This window comes from Streptomyces sp. NPDC030893, from assembly GCF_055571535.1.
Window position 1 is genome coordinate 382,892 of record NZ_JBVIFC010000004.1, and the last position, 26,418, is coordinate 409,309.

General features: G+C 73.6%; 21 protein-coding genes. 14 read left to right on the top strand and 7 right to left on the bottom strand.

The features are described 5' to 3' along the window. The 3 genes from ACZ434_RS11505 to ACZ434_RS11515 all read left to right on the top strand — a co-directional run. A partial coding sequence (locus tag ACZ434_RS11505; RefSeq protein ID WP_468454280.1) for a protein phosphatase 2C domain-containing protein occupies positions 1–1,519 on the top strand: 1,519 nt, incomplete at its 5' end. A gap of 66 nt (positions 1,520–1,585) precedes the next feature. Further along, the gene (locus ACZ434_RS11510) at positions 1,586–3,331 is read left to right on the top strand and encodes a pyruvate dehydrogenase (protein WP_468454282.1); all 1,746 of its coding nucleotides are present in this window, start codon (positions 1,586–1,588) and stop codon (positions 3,329–3,331) included. 155 nt (positions 3,332–3,486) lie between these two features. After that, positions 3,487–3,888, top strand: a complete 402-nt coding sequence (locus tag ACZ434_RS11515; protein WP_468454284.1) for an ATP-binding protein — start codon at positions 3,487–3,489, stop codon at positions 3,886–3,888. A gap of 68 nt (positions 3,889–3,956) precedes the next feature. On the opposite strand, the gene ACZ434_RS11520 is transcribed toward ACZ434_RS11515, so the two are convergent. Next, positions 3,957–5,006, bottom strand: coding sequence for a DUF2637 domain-containing protein (locus tag ACZ434_RS11520; RefSeq protein WP_468454286.1), 1,050 nt, complete (start codon positions 5,004–5,006; stop codon positions 3,957–3,959). 326 nt (positions 5,007–5,332) lie between these two features. Continuing rightward, on the bottom strand, positions 5,333–6,193 hold the full coding sequence (locus ACZ434_RS11525) for a (2Fe-2S)-binding protein (RefSeq protein WP_468454288.1): 861 nt from the start codon (positions 6,191–6,193) through the stop codon (positions 5,333–5,335). Positions 6,194–6,361: 168 nt separating this feature from the next. Between ACZ434_RS11525 and ACZ434_RS11530 the strand changes: the two genes are divergently transcribed. After that, complete coding sequence (locus tag ACZ434_RS11530; RefSeq protein ID WP_468454290.1) at positions 6,362–7,243, top strand: GntR family transcriptional regulator; 882 nt, start codon at positions 6,362–6,364, stop codon at positions 7,241–7,243. 155 nt (positions 7,244–7,398) lie between these two features. Here the strand turns inward: ACZ434_RS11530 and ACZ434_RS11535 are convergent, their stop codons facing one another. Together ACZ434_RS11535 and ACZ434_RS11540 are read right to left on the bottom strand one after the other, a co-directional pair. Beyond that, complete coding sequence (locus ACZ434_RS11535) at positions 7,399–8,166, bottom strand: hypothetical protein (protein ID WP_468454535.1); 768 nt, start codon at positions 8,164–8,166, stop codon at positions 7,399–7,401. A 160-nt stretch (positions 8,167–8,326) separates the two neighbouring features. Beyond that, complete coding sequence (locus tag ACZ434_RS11540) at positions 8,327–10,015, bottom strand: PucR family transcriptional regulator (RefSeq protein ID WP_468454292.1); 1,689 nt, start codon at positions 10,013–10,015, stop codon at positions 8,327–8,329. Between the two features lie 356 nt (positions 10,016–10,371). Here ACZ434_RS11540 and ACZ434_RS11545 point away from each other — a divergent pair, with 356 nt between their 5' ends. The 5 genes from ACZ434_RS11545 to ACZ434_RS11565 all read left to right on the top strand — a co-directional run bounded on the left by ACZ434_RS11545 (position 10,372) and on the right by ACZ434_RS11565 (position 17,140). Further along, the gene (locus tag ACZ434_RS11545) at positions 10,372–11,262 is read left to right on the top strand and encodes an FAD binding domain-containing protein (protein ID WP_468454294.1); all 891 of its coding nucleotides are present in this window, start codon (positions 10,372–10,374) and stop codon (positions 11,260–11,262) included. Beyond that, a complete protein-coding gene (locus ACZ434_RS11550) occupies positions 11,262–11,834 on the top strand; it encodes a (2Fe-2S)-binding protein (protein WP_468454296.1) in 573 nt (190 codons plus the stop codon). The genes ACZ434_RS11545 and ACZ434_RS11550 overlap by 1 nt, the downstream gene beginning before the upstream one ends. A 2-nt stretch (positions 11,835–11,836) precedes the next feature. Continuing rightward, positions 11,837–14,221 (top strand): xanthine dehydrogenase family protein molybdopterin-binding subunit, encoded by a 2,385-nt coding sequence (locus ACZ434_RS11555; RefSeq protein WP_468454298.1) that lies wholly within the window; start codon positions 11,837–11,839, stop codon positions 14,219–14,221. A 251-nt stretch (positions 14,222–14,472) separates the two neighbouring features. Continuing rightward, a complete protein-coding gene (locus ACZ434_RS11560) occupies positions 14,473–15,930 on the top strand; it encodes an NCS2 family permease (protein WP_468454300.1) in 1,458 nt (485 codons plus the stop codon). A gap of 52 nt (positions 15,931–15,982) precedes the next feature. Next, the gene (locus ACZ434_RS11565) at positions 15,983–17,140 is read left to right on the top strand and encodes an XdhC family protein (protein ID WP_468454302.1); all 1,158 of its coding nucleotides are present in this window, start codon (positions 15,983–15,985) and stop codon (positions 17,138–17,140) included. 7 nt (positions 17,141–17,147) lie between these two features. On the opposite strand, the gene ACZ434_RS11570 is transcribed toward ACZ434_RS11565, so the two are convergent. Then, positions 17,148–18,986, bottom strand: coding sequence for a hypothetical protein (locus ACZ434_RS11570; RefSeq protein WP_468454304.1), 1,839 nt, complete (start codon positions 18,984–18,986; stop codon positions 17,148–17,150). Between the two features lie 95 nt (positions 18,987–19,081). Here ACZ434_RS11570 and ACZ434_RS11575 point away from each other — a divergent pair, with 95 nt between their 5' ends. Then, positions 19,082–20,542 carry a hypothetical protein gene (locus ACZ434_RS11575; protein ID WP_468454306.1) on the top strand — a complete coding sequence of 487 codons (1,461 nt, stop codon included), beginning with the start codon at positions 19,082–19,084 and terminating at the stop codon, positions 20,540–20,542. Positions 20,543–20,576: 34 nt separating this feature from the next. Here the strand turns inward: ACZ434_RS11575 and ACZ434_RS11580 are convergent, their stop codons facing one another. Next, positions 20,577–21,017, bottom strand: a complete 441-nt coding sequence (locus tag ACZ434_RS11580) for an SRPBCC family protein (protein WP_468454308.1) — start codon at positions 21,015–21,017, stop codon at positions 20,577–20,579. A gap of 89 nt (positions 21,018–21,106) precedes the next feature. Continuing rightward, a complete protein-coding gene (locus ACZ434_RS11585; RefSeq protein ID WP_468454310.1) occupies positions 21,107–21,883 on the bottom strand; it encodes a polysaccharide deacetylase family protein in 777 nt (258 codons plus the stop codon). Between the two features lie 283 nt (positions 21,884–22,166). Between ACZ434_RS11585 and ACZ434_RS11590 the strand changes: the two genes are divergently transcribed. From ACZ434_RS11590 to ACZ434_RS11605, 4 genes are read left to right on the top strand one after another with little or no spacing between them, the layout of a single operon-like run. Beyond that, a complete protein-coding gene (locus tag ACZ434_RS11590; RefSeq protein WP_468454312.1) occupies positions 22,167–23,171 on the top strand; it encodes a glycosyltransferase in 1,005 nt (334 codons plus the stop codon). Between the two features lie 50 nt (positions 23,172–23,221). After that, entirely contained in the window at positions 23,222–23,881 is a 660-nt protein-coding gene (locus ACZ434_RS11595; RefSeq protein WP_468454314.1) for a D-glycero-alpha-D-manno-heptose-1,7-bisphosphate 7-phosphatase, read from the top strand. Then, positions 23,878–24,870 carry a glycosyltransferase family 9 protein gene (locus ACZ434_RS11600; protein ID WP_468454316.1) on the top strand — a complete coding sequence of 331 codons (993 nt, stop codon included), beginning with the start codon at positions 23,878–23,880 and terminating at the stop codon, positions 24,868–24,870. Before ACZ434_RS11595 ends, ACZ434_RS11600 begins: the two co-directional genes overlap by 4 nt. Beyond that, positions 24,867–25,871, top strand: coding sequence for a glycosyltransferase family 9 protein (locus ACZ434_RS11605; RefSeq protein ID WP_468454318.1), 1,005 nt, complete (start codon positions 24,867–24,869; stop codon positions 25,869–25,871). The genes ACZ434_RS11600 and ACZ434_RS11605 overlap by 4 nt, the downstream gene beginning before the upstream one ends. Positions 25,872–26,418: the final 547 nt, after the last annotated feature.

Below are 26,418 nucleotides of genomic sequence, written 5' to 3' on the forward strand. Positions count from 1 at the left end.
TACGCCGGGTTCGGGTCGTGGTGCTGCGTCGGATGGCGGTCGGCAGGCGCCGCAGGGTCCGGGGCGGGGCGCGGCGCCGGACGTTGGTCGCGGTGCTACGCAGGGTCCGGGTGGGGGTGTCGCGCCGGAGGACGGTCGGGGGGTGCCGCAGGGTCCGGGTCGGGATGCCGCGCCGGGGGTGGGTCGGGGTGCCGCGCAGAGTTCCGGTCGGGGTGGCCGGCCGGGCGTGGGCCGGGATGCCCCGCAGGGCACCAGCGCCCGGCAGGTCCCCCGTACCCCGGAGGACGTGCCGCCCCGGCCGGGCGTGGGCCGGGATGTCCCGTCGGGGTCGGGCCGGGAGGTCCCGCAGGGGCCCCGTGCCCCCCAGGGTCCCCGCCCCCCGGAGGACGTTCCGCCTCCCTTGCCCCCCATGGCGTTCGGTACCTGGACGCCCTTCCCCGACTCGGCTTCCGAGGAGCAGGGGGCGGCGGGTGCCCCGGCCGTCCCGGGGCCCGTGGACGCGCCGGGGCCCGCCGCCCCCCGTCCCTCCCGCCTCGTACCGCTCCCCGAGCCGCCCACCCGCGCCCATGTCGGTTCCCGGCCGCCCACCTACGACGCCGAGCCGACCGCCCTGCCCGCGGCCGACCCCGACGAGCTGGACGGTCTGGTGCCGGACACCGTGCTGGACGGCGCCCGCTACGGCGCCTGCACCCTGCGCGCCGCCTCCGTACGCGGCGACTCCGCGCGCTACCGGGGGGAGCCGCGACGCGACGCCCTGCTCACCGCCCGGTTCGGGGCGGGGGAGCGGGCGCTCCTCCTCGTGGCCCTCGCGACCGGTGTCCGGACCTCCTCCGCGCCGCACCTGGCCGCCGCCGAGGCCTGCCGCTGGATCGCACGCGCGGTGGGACGCAGCCACGCCGGCCTCGTCGACGACATCAGGGCCGCCCGGCGCGGCGACCTCAAGTCGGGCCTGCACCGCCTCACCGACCGCAGCCTCGGCCGGCTCCGCGCCAGCGCCGCCGAACAGGGCCTCGAACCCGACGCCTACGCGGCCACCCTGCGCTGTCTGCTCCTGACCGCCGACCCCGAGTGCCGCACCCGGGTCTTCTTCGGCGTCGGCCCCGGCGGTCTGTTCCGGCTGCGGGACGGCGAGTGGCAGGACATCGAACCGGAGGTCACCGAGATCAAGGGCGAACCCGTACTCGGCTTCGGCTCACCGCCCTCCGAGACGCCCGACGGCGACCGCCTCACCATGGACCTCGGCATCCCCACACCCCCGAGCCCCTACGAGCCCGCCCCCGAACCGCCCCGCGAACCCTTCCGGTTCCGCACCTCCGTAGCCCGCCCGGGTGACACCCTGCTGATGTGCGGCACCGGCCTCGCCGACCCGCTGCGGGGCGAGCCGGAACTCCGCGCCCACCTGGCCGAACGGTGGCATCGCCCCGAACCGCCCGGCCTCGCCGCGTTCCTCGCCGACACCCAGGTACGGGTCAAGGGGTACGCCGACGACCGTACGGCCGTCGCCGTTTGGGAGGCGTGAGCGCGCCCGGTGTGAATTCATGGAACCCGTCAGGCATCTTCGGCACCGGAGGGGCAGACGGAACCCATGGCCAAACAGAACATCGCGGAACAGTTCGTCGACATCCTCACCCGCGCGGGAGTCAAACGCCTCTACGGCGTCGTCGGCGACAGCCTCAACCCGGTCGTCGACGCCGTGCGCCGCAACTCCGCCATCGACTGGATCCACGTCCGGCACGAGGAGACCGCCGCCTTCGCCGCCGGCGCCGAGGCGCAGATCACCGGCAGGCTCGCCGCCTGCGCAGGCTCCTGCGGCCCCGGCAACCTCCACCTCATCAACGGCCTCTACGACGCCCACCGCTCCATGGCCCCGGTCCTCGCCCTCGCCTCCCACATCCCGTCCAGCGAGATCGGCCTCGGCTACTTCCAGGAGACCCACCCCGACCAGCTGTTCCGCGAGTGCAGCCACTACAGCGAGCTGATCTCCAGCCCCCGCCAGATGCCCCGGCTGCTGGACACCGCCATCCAGCACGCGGTCGGCCGCTCCGGCGTCAGCGTCGTCTCCCTGCCGGGTGACCTCGCCGACGAGCCCGCCCCGGACCAGGCCCCCGAGACCGCCCTCGTCACCTCCCGGCCCACCGTCCGCCCCGGCGACGCCGAGATCGACCGTCTCGTCGACATGATCGACAGGGCCGAGAAGGTCACCCTGTTCTGCGGCGCCGGAACGAAGGGCGCGCACGCGGAGGTCATGGAGTTCGCCGGGAAGATCAAGTCCCCGGTCGGGCACGCCCTGCGCGGCAAGGAATGGATCCAGTACGACAATCCGTACGACGTCGGCATGAGCGGTCTGCTCGGCTACGGCGCCGCCTACGAGGCCACCCACGAGTGCGACCTGCTGATCCTGCTCGGCACCGACTTCCCGTACAACGCCTTCCTCCCCGGCGACGACGTGAAGATCGTCCAGGTCGACGTGCGGCCCGAGATCATCGGCCGGCGCTCCAAGCTGGACCTCGCGGTGTGGGGCGACGTGAAGGAGACGCTGCGCTGTCTGACGCCCCGGGTCCGCGCCAAGGACGACCGCAGGTTCCTCGACCGGATGCTGAAGAAGCACGCGGACGCGCTGGAAGGCGTGGTGAAGGCGTACACTCGGAAGGTGGAGAAGCATGTCCCGATCCACCCCGAGTACGTGGCGTCCGTACTGGACGAGATGGCCGACGACGACGCCGTGTTCACCGTCGACACCGGCATGTGCAACGTCTGGGCGGCCCGCTACATCTCGCCCAACGGCCGCCGCCGGGTGATCGGTTCCTTCTCCCACGGCTCGATGGCCAACGCGCTGCCGATGGCGATCGGGGCGCAGTTCACCGACCGGGGCCGGCAGGTCGTGTCGATGTCCGGCGACGGCGGATTCACCATGCTGATGGGCGACTTCCTCACCCTCGTGCAGTACGACCTGCCGGTGAAGGTGGTCCTGTTCAACAACTCCTCGCTGAGCATGGTCGAGTTGGAGATGCTGGTCGCGGGTCTGCCCTCGCACGGCACCGCCATGAAGAACCCCGACTTCGCCGCCGTCGCCCGGGCGTGCGGCGCGTACGGGGTGCGGGTGGAGAAGCCGAAGGAGCTCGCCGGGGCGCTGAAGTCGGCGTTCAGGCACAAGGGACCGGCCCTCGTCGACGTGGTCACCGACCCCAACGCGCTGTCCATCCCGCCGAAGATCAGCAAGGAGATGGTGACCGGGTTCGCCCTGTCCGCCTCCAAGATCGTGCTGGACGGAGGCGTGGGCCGGATGCTGCAGATGGCCCGGTCCAACCTGCGCAACGTGCCGCGGCCGTAGCGGTGTTCACCCCGCGCGCATACATGGCCACTGCACTTCGGCCAACAACCGGTCGTCGACGATGCGGGACGACTGCCGCGTGGGTGACCGGGCAATGATTCCCGTGAACGCGTACGAACGGCAGGGGAATCGACGGCGGCACGCGGGCGGGGGCCATGAAGAGTCAGGCTTCGGCGGCTCAGCTGAGGCGCACACTGGGGCGGGCGGATCTGAGAGCGGTGCCGGAGTCCCGCAGGGCACTGCGTGAACTGCTCGCCCACTGGGGGACGCCGGAACGGTCCGCAGTGGCGGAGCTGCTCACCTGCGAGCTCGTCACCAACGCGCTGGTGCACACCGACGACGGGGCGGTGCTGACGGCCACCGTCGGACCCCATGGACTGCGGGTCGAGGTACGGGACTTCGTGGCCCGCGATCCCCGGCCGCGCCCGCCCTGCGCCGACGAGGGCACCAACGGCCGGGGGCTGGCGCTGGTCGAGTCCCTCGCCGACGCGTGGGGCGTCAGCAGGCACGACGTGGGCAAGTCCGTCTGGTTCCAACTCGAGGCGGACGCCGCCTGAAGGACCGGTCACGCGGCACGGGGACGCGGCCCGGGCGGGCCGCACCCCCGTCGGTCCGGGGAGCGGCGTCAGCCGAACTGCTGCTCCAGGTCCTTGAGTTTGCGCTCCAGGGAGTCCAGGCGCGGCAGGGCCTGGGTGTCGTCCTCGGCGGTGAGGTCGACGGTCACCGGGTCAGCGCCACCGGTGCGTACCGGCTGCAGGGAGGGACGCGCGCGGACGGGCAGGGCCTCCGACGCCGATATGGCAGGCTCCGCGGAGACCAGGTCGGATTCGCGCTCCACGGTCGCCGTCTCCAGCTCCCGCCCGCCGCCGCCCCGGCCGACGAGACCGCGGTGGCCGCGGCTGATCGCCTTCAGCCGGGCCCGCTCCATCCGCTGCTGGTCCCGCCGGCGCCGCTTCGCCTCGTCCTTGCGGATCTTGTCCTCGCGGACCTCCTCGACCGCCTCGTCGAGGCTGCGCACGCCCTCCAGCAGCATCAGCGACCAGGCGCGGTAGGTCTCCCGGGGAGCGCGCAGCCAGCGCACGATACGGATCTGGGGGAGCGGACGCGGTACCAGGCCCTGTTCGCGCAGGGCGGCCCGGCGGGTCTGCTTCAGCGCGCGGTCGAACAGGACCGCCGCCGACAGCGACATGCCCGCGAAGAAGTGCGGGGCGCCCGCGTGACCGATGCCCCGGGGAGCGTGGACCCAGTTGAACCAGGCCGCGGCGAAGGCGAACGTCCATACGAGTATGCGGGAGCCCAGCGCCGCGTCGCCGTGGCTGGCCTCGCGTACGGCGAGCACCGAGCAGAACATCGCCGCGCCGTCCAGACCGAAGGGGACGAGGTACTGCCAGCCGTCGGACAGGCCGAGGTTCTGCTCGCCGAAGCCGACGAGCCCGTGGAAGGAGAGCGCGGCGGCCACCGCCGCACAGCAGAACAGCAGGACGTAGGAGACGGTGCCGTAGACGGCCTCCTTGCGCCGGCGGCGCTCCTCGCTGCGCTCCCACGAGTCGTCCGCGCTCGTGTCCTTGACCGAGGAGCGCTTCCCGCGCGCCAGCACCGCCACCGCCGCCAGCATGCCGAGGAGCAGCACGGCGCCCGGAAGCAGCCAGTTCAGCGATATGTCGGTCAGTCTCATCTAGGGGTCCCTTGCATTGGGATAGGGCGTAACGCCCGCCATAGTGGCCCAATCCCAGCGGCCCTCAGGGGGTTTCGGGGCAAGAGGCCGCCAAGGAAGTGCGAGGGGGGTGCCCAGGGCGGCGTTCTGCTCGAACTGCCGCATGAGGGGCGGGAGTTGAGTTCGAATAACACTACCCGTGCGGGTGGTTCCACGGACAGTTCCCGCGACGGGTGAGGGAATTGTGAATCAGTCGTGACCTTGGTGGGCCCCCGACCGGGTGATCCGGCGGCCCCGGGGGCCGTTCCCGGAGGCCGTGGCAGATTGGACCGTCGGCCGACGCGGCGTCAACTCGCCTGCGCTGCAAGGGCCGTGGCGCGTCCGGCGGTCGGCTCCTTGGCGCAGGTGCGCGGGCAGGTGGCGCAGATGTCGGCGGGGCGCAGGGTGTAGAACATGCAGCAGCTGACCCGGTCCCGGGTGGCGCTCCGCGGCTCCCCGTCCGGTCCGGCCGGCCGGTGGAAGGCCGCCGCGCCGACGTACGGCTTGGTCGCGCCCGGCAGCAGCTCCTCCAGCTCGCGCAGTCCCCGCTCCTCCTCGCCGAGCAACTGGGCGATGTACCGCAGGCTCTCGACGATCTCGTCGGTCGCCATGCCCCACAGGGCGCGGCCGCGCCGGCGCATCCGGGGGCCGAATCCGGCCAGCACGGGCTCGAGGTGCTGGGCGACCGCCGTGCGCACCTCCGCCCGCAGCGCCTCCTCGTCGGGCACCACGCGGGCGCCGGGCAGCGCGGCGGCCGGGTCGCCGGGCAGACAGGCGAACCCGTCGGGCCGTACGGCCATGCGTCCCACGGCGAGACCGGCGGCCGTGCGGTCGAACGAGACGTGCGTCACGGGGTAGCGCGGCACCCGGCGGTGCAGGAACCACGGCACGGTGATCAACAGGCAGGCGGGCCAGGCGTAGCGGTGCAGTCCGAAGCTGGCGATCACGTCGGGCCGGCCCTGCTGTCCGTAGTCCCGCAGCACCTGGGTGTCGTCCCAGGCGAGGAAGGCGTCCAGGTCGGAACCGCCCTCGGCGAGACCGGAGGCGGCCACCCAGCCGCCGCCCCGGGGTGCCGCCTCGTCGGCGCCGAGCTCGGTGACGGCCAGTGCGGGGAAGGCCTCCGCCAGGAGGGCGTACGCGTCCGCGACGGCCGAACCGGGCACAGGCATGGGACCACCCATTCACGTCTCGTGCAGCAGGGCAAGAAAAGGTAAGGCTCACCTTACCCAAGATCTCCGGGATGTGAACTGACGTCCGGTGCGCCGTATGGTGCTTGACGCAGAGGTGACAACCCGCCGTAATGGCCGCAAGTACCGACACGTCCTCGGGAGGACCTGGTGAAGCAGGGCATGCAGGGCTCCGTGGGGGCGGAGGCAGGGGAGACGGCGGCCGGCGGCGCGCCGGCCGGGGCGGGGCGTCATCGGGTGCCCGTGCAGCCGGGGGCGCGGGAGGCGGAGCGGCGGCGGAGTGGCGTCGGGAGTGGTCTCGGGAGTGGAGTCCGGGGCGGCGTCGGAGGTGGTGCCGGCGACGGTGCCGTGCGCGGGGAGCACACGCACGGTGAGCCGGCCCTTCCGCGGCCCCGGCCCGTCGTCCAGCGGGCCTCCGTGCGCGGGCAGGTCCTCGCCGCGTTGCGCACCGCGCTGGTGACGGGGGAGCTGCGGCCCGGCGAGGTGTACTCCGCGCCTGTACTGGGGGAGCGGCTCGGGGTCTCCGCGACGCCCGTCCGGGAGGCCATGCAGCAGCTCGCCCTGGAGGGCGCGGTCGAGGTCGTGCCCAACCGGGGGTTCCGGGTCGTCGAGCGGGGGGCGCGCGAACTGGCGGAGCTCGCCGAGGTGCGGGCGCTGATCGAGATGCCGGTGATGCTGCGGCTGGCCCGTACGGTGCCGGCGGAGCGGTGGGCCGAGCTGCGGCCGCTCGCGGAGGCGACCGTGCGGGCGGCTTCGTCCGGGTGCCGGGCCGCGTACGCGGAGTCCGACCGGGCGTTTCACCGGGCGGTGCTGGGGCTCGCGGGGAACGAGCAGTTGGTGGGGATCGCCGAGGATCTGCATCGGCGGGCGCAGTGGCCGCTGGTGGGGGGTGGGTCCGGTGGGTCCGGTGTGCGGGCTGAGTTGGTCGCGGACGCGCATGAACACACGGCGTTGCTGGACGCGTTGATCGCGGGGGATCTGGGCGTGGTGCGGGTGTTGGTGGGGGAGCACTTCAACGGGGCGGCGGGGTGAGGGGGCGGTAGCTGTTTTCGCCCCCGCCGCCCCTTCCCGTCCCGTCCCTGGGGGCTGCGCCCCCAGACCCCCTGTCGGCCCTGCGGGCCTCGTCCTCAAACGCCGGACGGGCTGGGGGGCGGCCTCGTCCGCACGTGCTGGACGGGGGCTGGGTGTTATGCCGTCGCTGCTCCCGGGGTGGGTGGGGAGAGCTGGGTGGTGAGCCAGGTGGGGACTCCGCCGAGGAGGCGGAAGAGGCGGCGGGCCTCCTCCCGGAGGCGGGAGGCCTCCGGTTCGGTCTCCGTGTCGGCGAGGGAGACCAGGGCGGGGGCCGTGCCGACGAGGTAGCCCAGCTCCTCGCGGATCCGCAGGGACTCGGCGAAGCCCTGCCGGGCCTCCGCCAACTCCCCGTCGCGCAGGGCGAGTCCGGCCAGATGGCGCCAGGTGGCCGACAGCAGCAGCGGGTCGGCGTGCGCGGTGGCACCCGCGTGGGCACGGCGGTAGGCCGCCCGCGCCGCCTGCGGGGAGCGGGTGAGGTTCTCCGCGATCAGCCCGCGCCGGAAGTCCAGCAGCGCCCGCCCCGTCGCCCCCGGAGCGATCAGCGCCGCCGCCCGGCCGAGCGCCGCCCGCGCCTCGTCCGCACGGTCGCGCACCCGGAACAGGGTGGCCGCGTAGGCCAAGTACCCGCGTTCACAAGCGGCCGCCCCGCGCTCGTCGTCGCTGTGCGCCAGCGCCTCCGCCGTACGCAGCGCGTCCTCCGCGTCCTCCCACCCCGCCTCGGTGTAGAGGCACCGCTCGACCAGCAGCGACGCCCGCTGCAGCGCCGTGCCGGGGGTGGCGGGTTCGAGCAGCGCGGCGGCGTCGGCCCAGCAGGCACGGGAGCGCAGCCGCCACACCGCCGTCTGGAGAGGATCGTCTTCGGCGGTCGTTCCGTCACCGGACATGGCGGTATGCGCCACGTTGCCCTCCCCGAGCACGCCATCGAGCTGTTGAGTGGTGGCCGCATCTCAGCACGAACCGCACGGCCCGGCCAAGAGGGTGGGTGAAGGATTTCACAAAGTCATGGCTTGCGGGCCCGAACTGCCCGGACGGGTCCCCTTGTGATCAACTCATGCGCAGGGCAAGGAAGAAGTCCAGCTTGTCCTCCAGGCGGGACAGGTCACGGCCCGTCAACTGCTCGATGCGGCCGACGCGGTAGCGCAGCGTGTTGACGTGCAGGTGGAGACGGGAGGCGCAGCGGGTCCAGGAGCCGTCGCAGTCGAGGAACGCCTCCAGGGTGGGGATCAGCTCCGCGCGGTGCCGGCGGTCGTACTCCCGCAGGGGGTCCAGGAGGCGCGCGGTGAAGGCACGGCGTACGTCGTCCGGGACGAACGGGAGCAGCAGGACGTGCGAGGCCAGTTCCTGGTGGCCGGCCGCGCAGACCCGGCCCTGGCGGGCGGCGGCCACGCGCCGGGCGTGCCGGGCCTCCTCCAGCGCGCCGCGCAGCCCCTCCGCGGAGTGCACGGCGGCGGAGACACCGAGGGTGAGCCGGCCGTCCCCGTCCAGGCCGGCCGTGAGCGGGTCGCGCACGGACTCCAGGAGGACGTCGGCGAGCACGCCCGTACCGGGGTGGCCGTCGTCGCCGGCCACCGCCGGCAGCGGTACCAGCGCGACCGCCTCGTCCCCGGCGTGCGCCACCGCGATGCGGTCGGAGTGCTCGGGCCCCGTCGACGCCGGGTCGACCAGGATCTCCTCCAGCAGCGCCTGTGCCACCGGGCCGCCGTCGACCTCCCCGCCGTCCCAGTCGACGCGCGCCACCACGACCTGCCAGTGCGGCGCGGTCCCGAGCCCGGGCAGCAGCACCGGCGCGGCCACCCGCAGCCGCGCCGCGATCTCGGCGGGCACGGCACCCGTCTGGACCAGCTCCAGCACCTCCTGCGCGAGCCGGCGCCGCACCGTGCGCGCCGCGTCCCGGCGGTCCCGTTCGACGGCGATCAGCTGGGTGACGCCCTGGAGCAGGTCCAGCCGCTCCTCGGCCCAGTCCCCGGCGTCGGCCTCGACGGCCAGCACCCAGTCCGACAGCACGCTCTCGCGCACGTCGCGCGCGCCCGCCGCGGAGCGTCCGCTGCCGCGCACCGGGAAGAGGCTGTACGTCGTCTGCCCCAGCGTCGCCCGGTGCGGTCCGCGCCGGCCGGTGCGGGTGGCCGCCAGCTGCTCCGCGGCGAGCCGCGCGCACACCTCGGCGGGCAGCGTCGGCTCCGCCCCCAGCGCCCCGGCGACCTTCGGTCCCGCGATCAGCCGGCCGGTGGGCGACAGCACCCAGGCCCGCAGGTCCAGGTCGGAGCCGAGCAGGTCGAGCACGACGTCGGGGCCGCCGCCCGCCGGGCCCGACGTCATCATCCGCCGGTGCCGGTCCACGACGGCCGCGAGATCCCCGGCGCGCTCGCCGGAGACCTGCCGTACGACATGTTCGGTGATGGTGGCGAAGGCCACCGACTCGTGCACCGCGAACAACGGCAGCCGGTGCCGCGCACAGGCCGCCACCAGGTCGTCGGGCACCTCGCCCAGCTCCGCCTCACCGGCCGCGAGCGCGGCCACCCCGGCCTGCACCAGCAGCCGTACGAACGGCTCGGAGTCGGCGGCGTCCCGGCGCCAGGCCAGGCCCGTGAGCACCAGTTCCCCGCCGGAGAGGTAGCGGCTGGGGTCCCGCAGATCGGTGGTCATCACGCCCCGGACACCGCGGTCCAGCTCGTCCTCGCCGCCGAGCAGCTTCAGGCCCAGCGCGTCGGTGTCCAGCAGTGCGCGCAGCCGCATTCTCGTCGCCGCCGTTCTCTGTGTTCTCTGTCTCGGATATCTACGATGGACCGGGACGGAGCTTCCGGTGAGCGCCCATGGCGTGGCTGATCAGCGGTGCCGGCCGTTCCCCGGACCGGGCCCCCCGTTTCCGGAGGAACATGGGGAGGCCATGGACGGCCTCCGTTCATATGAATCTACAAGATGCCTTTGCTGGCCAGCTAACTCCTTCATGGTTTCCGTGACTGACCCATGCGGAGCACGCGGCGGTGTACTGAGCCCACTCCGCGTGAACATCGCATGAACGAGCCGGGCCCGCCGCACACGGATTGGCTCAATCTGTACGCCCCACCACGAGACGAAGAAGAGAGCCGGTCATGGACTTCCTTCGCCCCGCCAGCTGGAAGGAGGCGCTCGCCGCGAAGGCCGAGCACCCCGCCGCTGTGCCGATTGCGGGTGGCACCGACGTGATGGTCGAGATCAACTTCGACCACCGCCGGCCCGAGTACCTCATGGACCTGAACCGCATCGGCGACCACGAGGAATGGGAGGTCGGCGAGGACAGCGTACGGCTCGGCGCCTCCGTCCCGTACTCGAAGATCATGGAGCATCTGCGCGCCGAGCTGCCGGGCCTCGCCCTCGCCTCCCACACGGTCGCCTCCCCGCAGATCCGCAACCGCGGCGGCGTCGGCGGCAACCTCGGCACCGCCTCCCCGGCCGGCGACGCCCATCCGGCGCTGCTCGCCGCCGGTGCCGAGGTCGAGGTGGAGTCGGTGCGGGGGGCGCGCCGCATCCCGATCGACGCGTTCTACACCGGCGTGAAGCGCAACGCGCTGGCGCCCGACGAGCTGATCCGCGCCGTCCACATCAAGAAGGCCGACGGCCCGCAGCAGTACTCCAAGGTCGGCACCCGCAACGCCATGGTCATCGCCGTGTGCGCCTTCGGGCTGGCCCTGCACCCCGGGACGCGGACGGTGCGTACGGGCATCGGATCGGCGGCTCCCACCCCCGTCCGGGCGAAGGCGGCCGAGGAGTTCCTGAACGCGGCGCTGGAGGAGGGCGGCTTCTGGGACAACGGGAAGATCATCACCCCGTCCGTCGCCAAGCACTTCGCCGACCTGTGCGCCGCCGCCTGCAACCCCATCGACGACGTGCGCGGCACCGCGGGCTACCGCCGGCACGCGGTCGGCGTCATGGCCCGCCGCACCCTGACCTGGACCTGGGAGTCGTACCGCGGCGCCCACCGCATCACGGAGGGAGCCGCGTAATGCGCATCGACTTCACCGTCAACGGACGCCCCCAGGAGGCCGACGACGTCTGGGAGGGCGAGTCCCTGCTGTACGTGCTGCGCGAACGGCTCGGTTTGCCCGGCTCCAAGAACGCCTGCGAGCAGGGCGAGTGCGGTTCCTGCACGGTCCGCCTGGACGGCGTGCCCGTGTGCTCCTGTCTCGTCGCCGCCGGCCAGGCCCAGGGCCGCGACGTCGTCACCGTGGAGGGCCTGGCGGACTTCGCCCGGCAGCGCGCCTGCGGCACCGGCGCCTGCGGCACCGCACTGGACGAGGCCAGGGCGTGGCAGGCCGGGGGCACCGACTCACAGACCGGCGAGGGCACCGAACTCGCCCCCATCCAGCAGGCGTTCATCGACGCCGGCGCCGTCCAGTGCGGCTTCTGCACCCCGGGTCTGCTGGTCGCCGCCGACGAGATGCTGGAGCGCAACCCCAACCCGAGCGACGCGGACATCCGCGAGGCCCTGTCCGGCAACCTGTGCCGCTGCACCGGCTACGAGAAGATCATGGACGCGGTCCGCCTGGCGGCCGCCCGCCAGTCCGAGGAGGTCTGAGCATGCCGACGAACGGTGTTCCCACCAAGATCACGCAGGGCTCGGGGACCAAGGGCGGCATCGGCGAGTCCACCCTCCGCCCCGACGGCACCCTCAAGGTCACCGGCGAGTTCGCCTACTCCTCCGACATGTGGCACGAGGACATGCTCTGGGGCCAGATCCTGCGCTCCACCGTCGCCCACGCCGAGATCGTGTCCATCGACACGAGCGAGGCGCTCGCCACCCCGGGCGTCTACGCCGTGATGACGTACGACGATCTGCCGACCGACGTGAAGAACTACGGCCTGGAGATCCAGGACACCCCCGTCCTCGCCCACGGCAAGGTCCGCCACCACGGCGAACCCGTCGCGATCGTCGCCGCCGACCACCCGGAGACCGCCCGCCGCGCCGCCGCCAAGATCAAGGTCGACTACCGCGAACTCCCCGTCGTCACCGATGAGGCCTCCGCCACCGCACCCGACGCGGTCCTCGTCCACGACAACCGCGACGACCATCACAGCGGCCACGTCCCGCACCCCAACATCGTCCACCGCCAGCCCATCGTGCGCGGCGACGTGGCCTCCGCACGGGAGCGCGCCGACGTGATCGTCGAGGGCGAGTACACGTTCGGCATGCAGGACCAGGCCTTCCTCGGCCCCGAGTCGGGCCTCGCGGTCCCCGAGGAGGACGGCGGCGTCCACCTCTACATCGCCACCCAGTGGCTCCACTCCGACCTGCGCCAGATCGCGCCCGTGCTCGGCCTGCCCGAGGACAAGGTACGGATGACCCTGGCCGGAGTCGGCGGCGCGTTCGGCGGGCGCGAGGACCTGTCCATGCAGATCCACGCCTGTCTGCTCGCCCTGCGCACCGGCAAACCCGTCAAGATCGTCTACAACCGGTTCGAGTCCTTCTTCGGCCACGTCCACCGCCACCCGGCCAAGCTGTTCTACGAGCACGGCGCCACGGCCGACGGCAAGCTGACCCACGTCGCCTGCCGCATCGTCCTCGACGGCGGCGCCTACGCCTCCGCCTCCCCGGCCGTGGTCGGCAACGCCTCCTCGCTCGGCATCGGCCCGTACGCCGTCGACGACGTCGAGATCGAGGCCATCGCCCTCTACACCAACAACCCGCCCTGCGGCGCGATGCGCGGCTTCGGCGCGGTGCAGGCGTGCTTCGCCTACGAGGCGCAGATGGACAAGCTGGCGGCGAGGCTCGGCATGGACCCGGTGGAGCTCAGGCAGCTCAACGCCATGGAGCAGGGCACGCTGCTGCCCACCGGCCAGCCCGTCGACTCCCCGGCACCGGTCGCCGAACTCCTGCGCCGCGTCAAGGCGATGCCCATGCCGCCGGAACGCCAGTGGGAGTCCAGCGAGGGCGCCGACGTACGCCAGCTCCCGGGCGGCCTGTCCAACACCACGCACGGAGAAGGCGTCGTACGCGGTGTCGGTTACGCGGTCGGCATCAAGAACGTCGGCTTCTCCGAGGGCTTCGACGACTACTCCACCGCCCGCGTCCGCATGGAGGTGGCCGGCGGTGAACCGGTCGCGACCGTGCACACCGCGATGGCGGAGGTCGGCCAGGGCGGCGTCACCGTCCACGCCCAGATCGCCCGCACCGAGCTGGGCGTCGGTCAGGTCACCATCCAGCCCGCCGACACCCAGGTGGGCTCGGCCGGTTCGACCTCCGCGTCCCGGCAGACGTACGTCACCGGCGGCGCGGTCAAGAACGCCTGCGAGCTGGTCCGGGAGAAGGTGCTGGAGCTCGGCCGGCGCAAATTCGGCTCCTACCACCCGGCCTGGGCCACGGCCGAACTCCTGCTGGAGGGCGGCAAGGTCGTCACCGACGGCGGCGAGGTGCTCGCCGACCTGGTGGACGTCCTCGGTGACGAGGCCGTGGAGGTCGAGGAGGAGTGGCGGCACCGCCCGACCGAACCCTTCGACCTGCGCACCGGCCAGGGCAACGGCCACGTCCAGTACTCCTTCGCCGCGCACCGCGCCGTCGTCGAGGTCGACACCGAACTCGGCCTGGTCAAGGTCATCGAACTGGCCTGCGCGCAGGACGTCGGCAAGGCGCTCAACCCGCTCTCCGTCGTCGGCCAGATCCAGGGTGGCACCACCCAGGGCCTGGGCGTGGCGGTCATGGAGGAGATCATCGTCGACCCCAGGACCGCGAAGGTACGCAACCCATCCTTCACGGACTACCTCATCCCCACCATCCTCGACACGCCGACCATCCCCGTCGACGTGCTCGAACTCGCCGACGACCACGCCCCCTACGGCCTGCGCGGCATCGGCGAGGCCCCCACCCTGTCCTCCACCCCCGCGGTCCTGGCAGCCATCCGCAACGCCACGGGCCTGGAACTGACCAGAACCCCGGTCCGCCCGGAACACCTCACGGGCAAGGTGTAAGGCCGACGCCCGCAGCAACAGGCGGGCCCGGACCGACACCGGTTGCCGTTGCGGGCAGTCCGGCCGCAGGGCGGCACGGGTGGGCGCAACGGCACCCCGACGCCGGGGAACCGCACAACTCGCGGTCACCCCGGCGCCGGTCTCCACCTCAGGTGCAGTACCGGGCCGTCCCCCGAGACTCGGCACCTCCCAAATCCCGCGCACTTCGCCGAAGGCACGGGTGCCCCTATGAACCTTGGGAGTAGGCCCACATGACCCAGCAGTCACTCGAGCCGGCGGCCACCGCCGAGGACGCGGGCGCGGGAACCCGCGTCCCGGCCGGCCGGTCCTGGCTCGACCGGTACTTCCACATCTCGCACCGAGGGTCCACCGTCGCCCGTGAAGTGCGCGGCGGCGTCACCACCTTCATGGCGATGGCGTACATCCTCCTGCTCAACCCCCTGATCCTGTCCGGCGAGGACGCGACCGGGAACACCCTCGGCCGCACCGCCCTGATCACGGCGACCGCGTTCGCCGCCGCCCTCACCACCCTCCTCATGGGCTTCCTCGGCAAGGTGCCGCTCGCCCTCGCCGCCGGCCTGTCGGTGTCCGGGGTGCTCGCCTCGCAGGTCGTGCCCGTGATGACCTGGCCGCAGGCGATGGGCATGTGCGTGATGTACGGCGTGGTCATCATGCTGCTGGTCGTCACCGGCCTGCGCGAGATGATCATGAACGCGATCCCGCTCGCCCTCAAACACGCGATCACCATGGGCATCGGTCTGTTCGTCGCCCTGATCGGCTTCTACAAGGCCGGCTTCGTGCACCAGGGCGAGGCGACCCCGGTCACCCTGGGCCCGGCGGGCGAACTGGCGGGCTGGCCCGTGCTGTTGTTCGCCGTCACCCTCCTCGCCATCTTCATGCTCCAGGCGCGGGGCATCCCCGGCGCCATCCTGATCGGCATCGTCGGCGGCACCGTCCTCGCCGTCGCCCTCAACGCGTTCGGGGTCATCGACCCCGAGCAGTGGGCGAGCGGGGCACCCGAACTGCACGGCGGCGCGGTGTCGATGCCGGACTTCGGGGTCTTCGGCCACGTCGAGTTCGGCGGCTGGGGCGAGGTCGGCGCGATGACGGTCGGCATGATCGTCTTCACTCTCGTCCTCGCGGGGTTCTTCGACGCGATGGCGACGATCATCGGCGTCGGTACGGAGGCGAAGCTCGCCGACGACGAGGGCCGGATGCCGGGCCTGTCCAAGGCGCTGTTCATCGACGGCGCGGGTGGCGCGATCGGCGGTGTCTCGGGGGCCTCCGGCCAGACGGTCTTCGTCGAGTCGGCGACCGGGGTCGGCGAAGGCGCCCGTACCGGACTGTCCTCCGTCGTCACCGGCCTCTTCTTCGCCGCCTGCCTCTTCTTCACCCCGCTGACCGCGATCGTGCCGGGCGAGGTCGCCGCGGCGGCCCTGGTGGTGATCGGCGCGATGATGATGATGAACGCCCGCCATGTCGACTGGTCCGACCGCGCCACCGCGATCCCGGTGTTCCTGACCGTGGTGATCATGCCGTTCACCTACTCCATCACCGCGGGTGTGGCCGCCGGCGTCATCTCCTACGTCGCCATCAGGACCGGCCAGGGCAGGGCCCGGGAGATCGGTGCCTTCATGTGGGTCCTGACGCTGATCTTCGTCGTGTTCTTCGCCCTCGCCCCGATCGAGAGCTGGCTGGGTGTGCACTAGTCACTGAGCCACGAGCCGCCTTCCGCGCAACCGAAGCCGAGGAGACCGAGACATGCTGGACATCGCCGAGGAACTGGACCGGTGGGTCGAGCAGGGCCGTGACTTCGCGGTCGCCACCGTGGTGGCGGTCAGCGGCAGTGCGCCCCGCCCGCCGGGTGCCGCGCTCGCGGTCGACGCCGACGGAACGGCCGTCGGCTCGGTCTCCGGCGGCTGCGTGGAGGGCGCGGTGTACGAGCTGTGCGCCCAGGCGCTGACGGACGGCGAAACCGTCCTGGAACGCTTCGGCTACAGCGACGAGGACGCCTTCGCCGTCGGTCTGACCTGCGGCGGGGTCATCGACATCCTGGTCACTCCGGTGCGGGCGGCGGACCCCGCCCGCCCGGTGCTGGCCCCGGCCCTCGCCGCCGCCGCGCGCGGGGAGGCGGCCGCGGTGGCACGGATCGTGAGCGGCCCGGCGGAGTTGAAGGGCCTCGCGCTGACGGTCCACCCGGACGGTTCGTACGAGGGCGGCTTCGGTGCCCATCCGGAGCTGGACCGCACGGTCGCCGCCGAGGCGGGTGCCTTCCTGGACGCCGGCCGCACCGGCACCCTGGAGATCGGAGAGCAGGGCTCGCGGTGCGGAGCACCGCTCACCCTGCTGATCGAGTCGTCCGTCCCCCCGGCCCGCATGATCGTCTTCGGTGCGATCGACTTCGCGTCGGCACTGGTACGGGTCGGCAAGTTCCTCGGCCACCATGTCACGGTGTGCGACGCGCGCCCCGTCTTCGCCACCCGGGACCGCTTCCCCGAGGCCGACGAGATCGTCGTCGAGTGGCCGCACACCTACCTGGAACGCACCTCCGTCGACGCCCGTACGGTCCTGTGCGTGCTGACCCACGACGCCAAGTTCGACGTACCGCTGCTGCGGCTCGCCCTGCGGCTGCCGGTGGCCTACGTCGGCGCGATGGGCTCCCGGCGCACCCACCTGGACCGCGACGCCCGCCTCCGCGAGGCCGGCGCGACCGAGCTGGAACTGGCCCGCCTCAAATCCCCCATCGGCCTGGACCTGGGCGCCCGTACGCCGGAGGAGACGGCCCTGTCCATCGCCGCCGAGATCATCGCCGCCCGCCGGGGCGGCACCGGGGTCCCCCTCACCGGCGCCCACACACCGATCCACCACGACACCGCGACCGGCCCGGCGCCGGAGGACCGGATCGGCAGGCCCGCGTGACGGCGGGTCAGGCCGGACGGGGAGCCGACAGAACGGCGGAGGCGCGACGGACCTCGTCGAGGAGTTCTCCGAGGGACTTCACCAGCGCGCGCAGCCCGGGATGCCCGTTGCCGTACGCGAGTTCCTGCATACGACGCAAGGGCTGCACGAGCACCCCGTGCAGTTCCTCGGCCCGGTCGACCACCTCGCTCAACCGGCCCAGCACCTGCTCGCGGCACTGCTCGTCGGTGATGCCGGCCGGCTGCGGCATGACGAGCCGGGGATGACCGAGGGTCAGCCTGAGATCCGTGGCACGACGCATCACGTACTCGACGGTGGGGCGCTTCACGTGACCCACCGGGACCGAGGAGATCTGCCGCAGAACGGGCTCGAAGATCTCCCAGATCTCCGCCAGCACCTCCACGGCGTCGGTCCCCGCCCCCACGGGCACCTGCGGATCAGGCGCCGGAGGAGCGGCCACCTGCGCCCCCGGGCCGGCCTCTGTCGGCGCCGGGACGACGGCGACCGGCACCGGAACCGGAACCGGATCGGGAGCCGGAGCCGGATCGCCCACCGGTACCGGAACCGGAACCGGCACCGTTCCGGCATCGGGTGCCGGCGTCGCGGAGGAGGCGGGCGCCTCGATCACCGGGACCGCGCCCCTCGGCCGTCCCGCGTCCGTCTTCTCCAGGTAGGCCCGGCACGCGCGGGCCGCCAGCCGGAAGAACCACCAGCGGTCCCGCTCCGCGTACCACTCTCGTACCAGCACCATCACCGCGCAGGCCTGGAGCGCCAGAAACCACTGGTGGCGCCAGCTCGGGTTGATGTGGTGCACCGCGCCCCAGCCGATGACGGCCCGGCGCACCCGCATGACGGTGTCCGCCAGCCCCTGCGGGATCAGCGGTCCCGCGCACTCGGGGTCCTCACCGGTCAGCGCGGTCAGCAGCTCCTCGCGGGCAGGGTCGGACATGTGCGGCAGGAACGCGTCGGCGATCAGGCACAGCAGCAGATGGACGGGGTCGCGGGCCAGCAGCGCGTCCTGCTGGTACCCACTCAGGTCCACCAGCCAGAAGTCGTAGGGCGCGGACTTCCCGCTCACCGGCACGAGGATGTTGCCGGGGTGCAGATCCCCGTGGGCCCGCCCGCGTACCGCGAGTCTCACCTCGCACCGGCGCAGAGGGGAACGTTCGTACGGCGCCACGGGGTTGGGCAGGGGATCGGTGCCCTCGCCCAGCGAGAACCAGGCGCTCTCGCTGTCCGGTCCCATCCGTTCCCGCAGCCACGTCCGGGCCCGGTGCTCCCTGTCGGAGGACTCACCCAGCATCTCGGTGACGAACCGGGCCGCCGAAACACGCCCCACGGCGCCGTTCCTGTTCCCGCCGGCGGCCGGATCGGGGTTCCAGCCGCCCAGCACCCCCTTGACGACCTCCTCCATGAGGGCGGGCGTCCGACCGTCGGTGCCCAGCCCGGCGAGTGTCCCCATTTCCTCCCTGCCGTCACCGGCCGGGTACTGGATCATCACCCAGTAGTCGCCCACTTTGCCGGTCCTGTCGTCCAGCCCGACCAGGTGACGGTCGATGAACTCCTCGTTGTGCGGGACCCGGTCGGACAGGGCGAGCCGGTGGTTGCGGGGCTCCGCCTCGGCATGGGCGGAGGCCGGGACCAGCTTGATGATCCGCAGTCCGCCGGTGCGTCCGGGTCTCCGCTCCCGCAGGAACGCCGACATGAGCATCCCGCCGCTCCGGCCCGTCGCCACCAGGTCGGGCTCGTCCAGTACCAGGAGGCTCTGGTCGAGCCATTGGACCAGCGCCTTGCTGACGGGCTCGTCACCGAGCACGGAAAGGACGCCGGACAGGGAATGCTCCATGTTTCCAGTATGGCCAACGCGAGTTGCCGGGGACGGTCCGTCGAAGCGCTGGAACGAGCCTGTGATATGCCATGCGGGGAACAAGGGGGGACACCGTGTCACGCATCAGGGGGATCCGGCGTACGCGCCGGGCGACGGGCCTGTCCGGAACGGTCGACGCGGCGGTCCTGGGCGCGGCCCTCGCCGCGCGGGACGGCACCGGGGAACGGACCGTCACCTACGAGGGGTTGCGCGTCACGGGCCCCCTGCGTCTGGACCGCCGGCGCCTCGACACCGCGGTCGCCTTCGTCGACTGCACCTTCGAGGAACCGGTCGACCTGACGGAGTTGTCGGTTCCCTCGCTCGACCTGTACGGTTCCGTCCTGCCGGGGCTGTACGCCGACCGCCTCGCCGTCGACGGTGAACTCCGGCTGGCCGGCGCTCGGTTGGGTGACGGGGTCGCCGAACCCCGGCCCATGACGGACCCGTCGGACTCGGGTGCGGGGCGACGGGCGCCGCGGCGGCTCCAGGAGGGGGCGGCCACCGGGGCCGTCCGGCTGGCGGACGCGCGGATCGGCGGGAACCTCGTCGTCGAGGAACTCTCCGTGACCGACGGCGGCGCCTGGTCGCTGCTCGCGCCGCGGCTGACCGTCGAGGGCTCGGTCCACGGGCGCGGCCTGACCGCCAACGGAGCCCTGTATCTGAGGGACGCCCGCATCACCCACGCCATGAACCTGCACGCCGCCGACGTGGGCGGCATCGACGCCACCGGGATCGTCTGCACGGGCTTCTACGCGGACTGGGGGTTCCGGAGCACCGGTCAGGTGCTGCTGCGGGCCGCCGAGGTCGGCGGCGTGGTGACCTTCCACGACGGCGTCCTCGCCGGCCCCGCGGGCTCCCTGCTCTGCGGCCGGCTCCGCGTACCGCGCCTCAGGCTGGACCTGCGTCGCCCCCCGGCGGGCCGCGTGGTGCTGCAGGACGCGGCCGTCGACGTCCTGGTCGACTCCGAGTCCACCTGGCCGGCGCCGGGAGCGCTGTCCCTGGAGGGGTTCGTGTACCAGCGGCTGGAAACGGAACGGCCCGTCGGCGTGCGAAGCCGGATCTCCTGGCTCACCCGCGATTCCCGTGCCGGCGCCCGGGCCTTCGAGCAGCTCGCGAAGTCCTACGAGAGCGGCGGCGACGAACGCTCCGCCCGCACCGTGCGGCACGCCCGGGAGCGGCACCTCAGCCGCAGCGACCGTCTCTCCGGGCGGGTGTGGGGTCTGCTGCAGGACGTTCTGTTCGGTTACGGCTACGCGCCCCGCCGTGCCCTGCTGTGGCTGCTGTCGCTCGTGGCCGTGGGCTCGTCGTGGTTCGCCACGCACCGGCCGCCGCCCGTCGGCGGCGACTCCAAGCGGGCCTGGGACCCCGTGCTGTACAGCCTGGACCTGCTGATCCCCGTCGCGAGTCTCGGACACCGAGGCGCCTGGGACCCCCAAGGGGCGAGCAAGGCCGTCGCGGTGCTGCTGATCGTCTCCGGGTGGGTCCTGGCGACGGCCGTCATCGCCGGCGCCCGCCGGGTGCTCGGCCGGGGCTGACGCCGTGTACGTGAAGGCGGGCTCACCCTCTCCCTCACGGGGATCGCAGCAACCGGTTCACCGCGCGGCCGAACACGTGCCGGCCCGCCCGGGCCAGTACGGTGTCGGCGAAGGCGGGGAGGAAGCGGAGGTGGATCTCCTCCCGCCATTCCACGCGGGCCCGGCCCCCGGGGCCCGGCCGTACGTCGATCTCCGCCCAGCCGGTGACGACGCGGCCCCGCTTCTCCAGGCGGCAGAGTCCCGGGGAGTCGTCCGCCGGGGGCTGCCACACCGTCACCTCCATCGGGTCGGCGAAGGAGAGGGGGCCGAGGCCCGTGCGGGCGACGAACACGGTGCCCTCGCCGGTGGGAGGCGGAGTGGTCACCGTGACGCGGGTCAGCGGGACCACGTCGCCGTGGCGGGGCCACGTCGTGAGTCTGCGCCAGGCCTCGTCGAGGGAGAGAGGTGCCGTGCGCCGGAGCTGGAAGGTGGCCACGGGGGCATCCTAGGAAACCCGGGCCGCGCGGTGGCCCGCCCGGGGGCGACTCACCCGTCCGGCCCAGCCGGCGCCGGCGGTTCCGTCGCTCACCGGTACACCTTGCCGGGCTCCGCCTTCCCCGGGGCGAGCAGTTGCGGCACCGTCACGAACACATAGCCCCGCTTCTTCAGCGCGTCGATGATGCCCGGCACGGCGGGGACGGTCCCGTCGTAGATGTCGTGGAGCAGGATGATGCCGTCGCGGGAGGACTGGGCGAGGACGCGGCGGGTGATGAGGTCGGAGTCGGTGGTCGTGTAGTCCTTCGCCGTGACGCTCCAGAGGATCTCGGAGAGGCCGAGCTCGCGGCTGATCGCGTGCACGGTGTCGTCGGTGCGGCCCTGGGGCGGGCGCATCAGGGTGGGGCGGCGGCCGGTGAGGCGTTCTATCTCCTCGTTGGGGCGCTCGAGTTCCTCGCGTATCTCGTCCGGCTCCAGGTCCGTCAGGATCCGGTGCGTCCAGGTGTGACTGGCCACCTCGTGCCCCTCGTCGGCCATCCGCTTCACGAGCTCCGGATACGTGTCGATGTGCCGCTTGCCCAGCAGGAAGAACGTCGCCGGGACCTGCTCCTCCTTCAGGATGTCCAGCAGCCGCGAGGAGTGCTCACTGGGGCCGGCGTCGAAGGTGAGCGCTATGCACTTGGCCTCGCGGCAGTCGACGGTGCCGAAGCGGGCCTGGACGTCGGTGGTGCGGACGGTGCTCGGCGGGGTCGTCTCCAGCCGTGTGCAGCCGCTCAGCGCCAGCGAAAGTGCCGTGGCGGCGGCCAGTGTCGTCACCGCCCGGAACGCGGTCGCCGGTCTTGTCATCTTCCTGGTCAGAGAAGGCATGCGCGGACTATACCTATCGTCTATACACGCTATGTATAGTCCGTTTCGCGTGCCCTCGTGCCGGGTGTCGCGGGTGTGTGAGGGTCGTCACCCGGGGCGGGGGTCGTGGTCCGGAGCGGTACGCAAAGTGCGCAAGTGCGGCTCAGTGGGACAAGCTGTGTCCAAGTGTTTGAGACAACCGCGAATGCGGCACCCGCGTCCCGGTAGTACCTCACGCCTCTCAGGGACGGAGCACAGCCCCGATGCGCATCCTCGGTACCAGAGCAAGGGGGAGGGCGTTCGCATGACGTCGTACGCCGTCGTGATCCCCACCCTGGTGCGGGACTCCCTCGCCGACTGCCTCGCCGCGCTGGCCGCGGCGCACGGGCCGCGCCCCGACGGGATCGTCCTCGTCGACGACCGGGCCCGTCCCGAGCCCTCACCGGACGCGCTGGGCCACGCGCTGAACGTCCTGGGCGACCTGCGCGAACGCACCACCGTCCTGGCCGGCGGCGGACGCGGGCCCGCCGCCGCGCGCAACACGGGACTGCGCACCGTCACCACCCCCTGGGTCGCCTTCCTCGACGACGACGTCCAGGTCGGTCCGCACTGGTGCGCGGAGCTGCTCCGGGACCTCGCGGAGGCCTCCTCCGACACCGCCGGCGTCCAGGGCGACATCACCGTCCCGCTGCCGCACGGGCGCCGCCCCACCGACTGGGAACGCGGCACCGCCGGGCTGGCCCGGGCCCGCTGGATCACCGCCGACATGGCCTACCGCACCGAGGCCCTGAACCAGGTGGGCGGCTTCGACGAGCGCTTCCCCCGGGCCTTCCGCGAGGACGCCGACCTCGCGCTGCGCCTCCTCGACGCGGGCTGGCGCATCCGCCGGGGCCGGCGCACCACCCTGCACCCCGTGCGCCCGGCCTCCCGCTGGGCGTCACTGGCACAGCAGCGCGGCAACGCCGACGACGCCCTGATGCGCCGGCTGCACGGACCCGACTGGTGGGACAAGGCGGTCGCGCCGCGCGGCCGGATCCGCCGGCACGCCGCGATCACCGCGGCGGGCGCCGCCGCCTGCGTCCTCGGCGCCACCGGACACCGCCGGGCGGCCGGCGTCTGCGCGCTCGGCTGGGCCGCGGGAACCGCCGAGTTCGCCCGCGCTCGCATCGGCCCCGGACCGCGCACCCGCGACGAGGTGACGACCGTGCTGGCGACCAGCGTCGCCATACCGCCCGCCGCGACCTGGCACCGGCTGGCCGGCACCTGGCGCCACCGCAACACCCCCGCCTGGGCGGAGGCGGCCCGGTGAGCCCCGGGAGTCCGGTGAGCCCGGGGAGTCCGGTGAGCCCCGGGAGTCCGGTGAGCCCCGTGCGGGCGGTCCTCTTCGACCGCGACGGCACACTGGTCCACGACGTCCCCTACAACGCCGACCCCGCGCGGGTGCGACCCGTCGACGGGGCCCGCGCGGCACTCGACGAACTGCGCGCACGCGGCATCCGCACCGGCGTCGTCACCAACCAGTCGGGCATCGCCCGCGGACTGCTCACCGAGGCCGACGCCCGCCGCGTCAACCGGCGCGTCGACGAACTCCTCGGCCCCTTCGACGTATGGGCCCTGTGCCCGCACGGCCCCGACGACGGCTGCCTGTGCCGCAAGCCCCGGCCGGGCATGGTGCTGTGGGCGGCCGGGCGGATCTGCACGGACCCCGCCGACTGCGTCGTCATCGGCGACATCGGCGCCGACATGGAGGCCGCCCGCCGGGCCGGCGCCCACGGCATCCTCGTCCCCACCCCGCAGACCCGCCCCGAGGAGACGGCCGCGGCCCCCCACGTGGCCCCCGACCTCCCGGCAGCGGTACGCCTGCTCCTCGACACCCCGCTCCGGGACCGCCCCGCGCCTCCCGCGCACGGCTCCGGGCGTGCGGTGCCCCGGACGCCGGAGAAGCGCGCCGCCACCGGCACCGCGTCCCGTCCCGCGCACGGCGGCGGCGGACGGTCTCCGCGGAGGAGGGCCACGTGAACGTCCTCGTCACCCGGCTCGACAGCTTCGGCGACGTCCTGCTCGCCGGACCCGCCGTGCGGGCCGTGGCCGCCCGGGCCGACCGGGTCACCCTGCTCTGCGGACCGCACGGGGCTCCCGCCGCCCGGCTGCTTCCCGGAGTCGACGAGGTGCTCGTCTGGGACTCCCCTTGGACCGGGTTCCAGCCGCCCGACGTCAGCCGCGAGGCGACCGAGTCGCTCATCGCCGCCGTCGACGCCGACACCGCGCTGATCCTCACCTCCTTCCACCAGTCGCCCCTGCCCACCGCCCTGCTGCTGCGCCTGGCCGGCGTGCCCTTCATCGCGGCCGACAGCGAGGACTACCCCGGCTCCCTCCTCGACGTGCGGCACCACCGTGCCCCGCACGCCCACGAGGCCGAGGCCGCGCTGGACCTCGCCGAGGCCGCCGGTTTCCCCCGGCCCGCCGACACACGGCTGCGGGTCCTCCCGCCGCCCCCCGCCGAGGCGCTGACCGGCCCCGGGGAGTACGTCGTCGTCCACCCGGGCGCCAGCGTGCCCGCCCGCGCCTGGAGCCCCGGCCGGTGCGCGCAGGCGGTACGCGAACTCGCCGCCGCCGGACGCAAGGTGGTCGTCACCGGCGGCGCGGGGGAGCGGGACCTGACCGCGTACGTCGCCGGCGGCCGGGCCGTCGACCTCGGCGGCCGCACCGGCGCCGCCGAACTCTCCGGAGTGCTCGCCGGAGCCGACTGCGTGGTCACCGGCAACACCGGCCCCGCCCACCTCGCCGCCGCCGTCGGCACCCCGGTCGTCTCCCTCTTCTCGCCGGTCGTCCCCGCCGAGCGCTGGCGGCCGTACGGCGTGCCCTACGTGCTCCTCGGCGACCAGGAGGCACCGTGCGCCGGCACCAGGGCCCGGCAGTGTCCCGTACCGGGCCACCCGTGCCTGGAGGAGGTCACCGCGTACGACGTCGTCGCCGCCGTCGACAAACTCGTGCAGGTCGTCCGGTGAGCGGCCGTACGGTGCCCGGGCCGGCCGCCCGCGTACCCCGGGAGCGGCGCCTGCTCGTGCTGCGCGCCCTCGGCCTCGGGGACCTGCTGGCCGGCGTCCCCGCGCTCCGGGCGCTGCGGCGGGCCCATCCCGGCCACGAACTCGTCCTGGCCGCGCCCGCCGGACTCGCGCCCGTCGCCGAGGCCTCCGGAGCCGTCGACCGGCTGCTGCCCGCCGCCGCGCCCTCCCGCGCCGTGCCGGGCGCCCTCGACTGGACCGGCCCGCCCCCGGACATCGCGGTCGACCTGCACGGCAACGGGCCCCCCAGCCACCGCCTGCTGCAGTCCCTGCGCCCCTCACGCCTGCTGGCGTTCGCCCACCCCGACACGCCCGCGATCGAGGGCCCGGTCTGGTACGCCGAGGAACACGAGCGGGACCGCTGGTGCCGGCTGATCCGCTGGTACGGCATCGACGCCGACCCCGCGGATCTGCTGCTGCCCCGCCCGCACACCGCGTCCCCCGCCCCCGGCGCGGTCGTGCTGCACCCCGGCGCGGGAGCCCTCGCCCGGTGCTGGCCGGTCGAACGGTACGCGGCCGTCGCGACCGCCCTGCGCGAACGCGGCCGGCGGGTGGTGGTCACGGGTGGCGCGGACGAGGGGGACCTGGTGGCACGCCTCGCCAAACGGGCCCTCCTGCCCGACACCGACGTCTTCGCGGGCGGCCTGCCCTTCGCCCGGCTCTCCGCCCTCGTCGCGGGCGCCCGGGCCGTCGTCAGCGGCGACACGGGCATCGCCCACCTGGCCGTGGCCCACGCCACCCCCACCGTCACCCTGTTCGGCCCGGTCCCGCCCAGCCAGTGGGGCCCTCCCGCCCGGCCGCGCCACATCGCCCTGTGGCACGGCCCGCCGGGCGACCCCCACGGCGAACGCCCCGACCCGGCCCTCCTGCGCATCACCCCCGACGAGGTCCTCCACGCCCTGAACCACCTGCCCGCCCCGCAGGGAGGCCCGACCCCACCATGACCCCACCCACCACACCGCTCATGCCGTGCCCCACCGCGCGTGAGGGGAGAGGCGGCCGGTGTCCCGCCCCTTCCGTTCCCCTTTCCGGCGCCGCCCGCCGCCGGGACGCGCCAGGACGTCCGCCGCGAATCCGACCCGGGGACGCCCCGCGCGAGCGCCACCACCACCGTGACGCCCCAGCCCCTCCGGTGCTGGCCGTCCGGTGCCCTGCTCCTCCCGTTCAGCGTCCCGACGCGGCTCCTCGCCGGGGCGGTCCTGAGCGCACCCCGCTCGTCCGACCCGGGGACGCCCCGCGCGAGCGCCACCACCGTGACGCCCCAGCCCCTCCGGTGCTGGCCGTCCGGTGCCCTGCTTCTCCCGTTCTGCGTCCCGACGCGGCTCCTCGCCGGGGCGGTCCTGGGCGCACCCCGCTCGTCCGGCCCGGGGACGCCCCGCGCGAGCGCTACCGCCGCCGTGATGCCCCGGCCGCTCCGGTGCTGGCCGTCCGGTGCCCTGCTTCTCCCGTTCAGCGTCCCGACGCTGCTCCCCGCCGTGGCGGCCCGGTCGC

Excerpts from the sequence above, each read along its gene's own strand:
- ACZ434_RS11570 (WP_468454304.1), bottom strand. The coding sequence starts at position 18,986 with ATGGAGCATTCCCTGTCCGGCGTCCTTTCCGTGCTCGGTGACGAGCCC.
- ACZ434_RS11540 (WP_468454292.1), bottom strand. The coding sequence starts at position 10,015 with ATGCGGCTGCGCGCACTGCTGGACACCGACGCGCTGGGCCTGAAGCTG.
- ACZ434_RS11590 (WP_468454312.1), top strand. The coding sequence starts at position 22,167 with ATGACGTCGTACGCCGTCGTGATCCCCACCCTGGTGCGGGACTCCCTC.
- ACZ434_RS11565 (WP_468454302.1), top strand. The coding sequence starts at position 15,983 with ATGCTGGACATCGCCGAGGAACTGGACCGGTGGGTCGAGCAGGGCCGT.
- ACZ434_RS11525 (WP_468454288.1), bottom strand. The coding sequence starts at position 6,193 with ATGCCTGTGCCCGGTTCGGCCGTCGCGGACGCGTACGCCCTCCTGGCG.
- ACZ434_RS11510 (WP_468454282.1), top strand. The coding sequence starts at position 1,586 with ATGGCCAAACAGAACATCGCGGAACAGTTCGTCGACATCCTCACCCGC.
- ACZ434_RS11550 (WP_468454296.1), top strand. The coding sequence starts at position 11,262 with ATGCGCATCGACTTCACCGTCAACGGACGCCCCCAGGAGGCCGACGAC.
- ACZ434_RS11535 (WP_468454535.1), bottom strand. The coding sequence starts at position 8,166 with ATGTCCGGTGACGGAACGACCGCCGAAGACGATCCTCTCCAGACGGCG.
- ACZ434_RS11520 (WP_468454286.1), bottom strand. The coding sequence starts at position 5,006 with ATGAGACTGACCGACATATCGCTGAACTGGCTGCTTCCGGGCGCCGTG.
- ACZ434_RS11545 (WP_468454294.1), top strand. The coding sequence starts at position 10,372 with ATGGACTTCCTTCGCCCCGCCAGCTGGAAGGAGGCGCTCGCCGCGAAG.
- ACZ434_RS11560 (WP_468454300.1), top strand. The coding sequence starts at position 14,473 with ATGACCCAGCAGTCACTCGAGCCGGCGGCCACCGCCGAGGACGCGGGC.
- ACZ434_RS11585 (WP_468454310.1), bottom strand. The coding sequence starts at position 21,883 with ATGCCTTCTCTGACCAGGAAGATGACAAGACCGGCGACCGCGTTCCGG.
- ACZ434_RS11555 (WP_468454298.1), top strand. The coding sequence starts at position 11,837 with ATGCCGACGAACGGTGTTCCCACCAAGATCACGCAGGGCTCGGGGACC.
- ACZ434_RS11515 (WP_468454284.1), top strand. The coding sequence starts at position 3,487 with ATGAAGAGTCAGGCTTCGGCGGCTCAGCTGAGGCGCACACTGGGGCGG.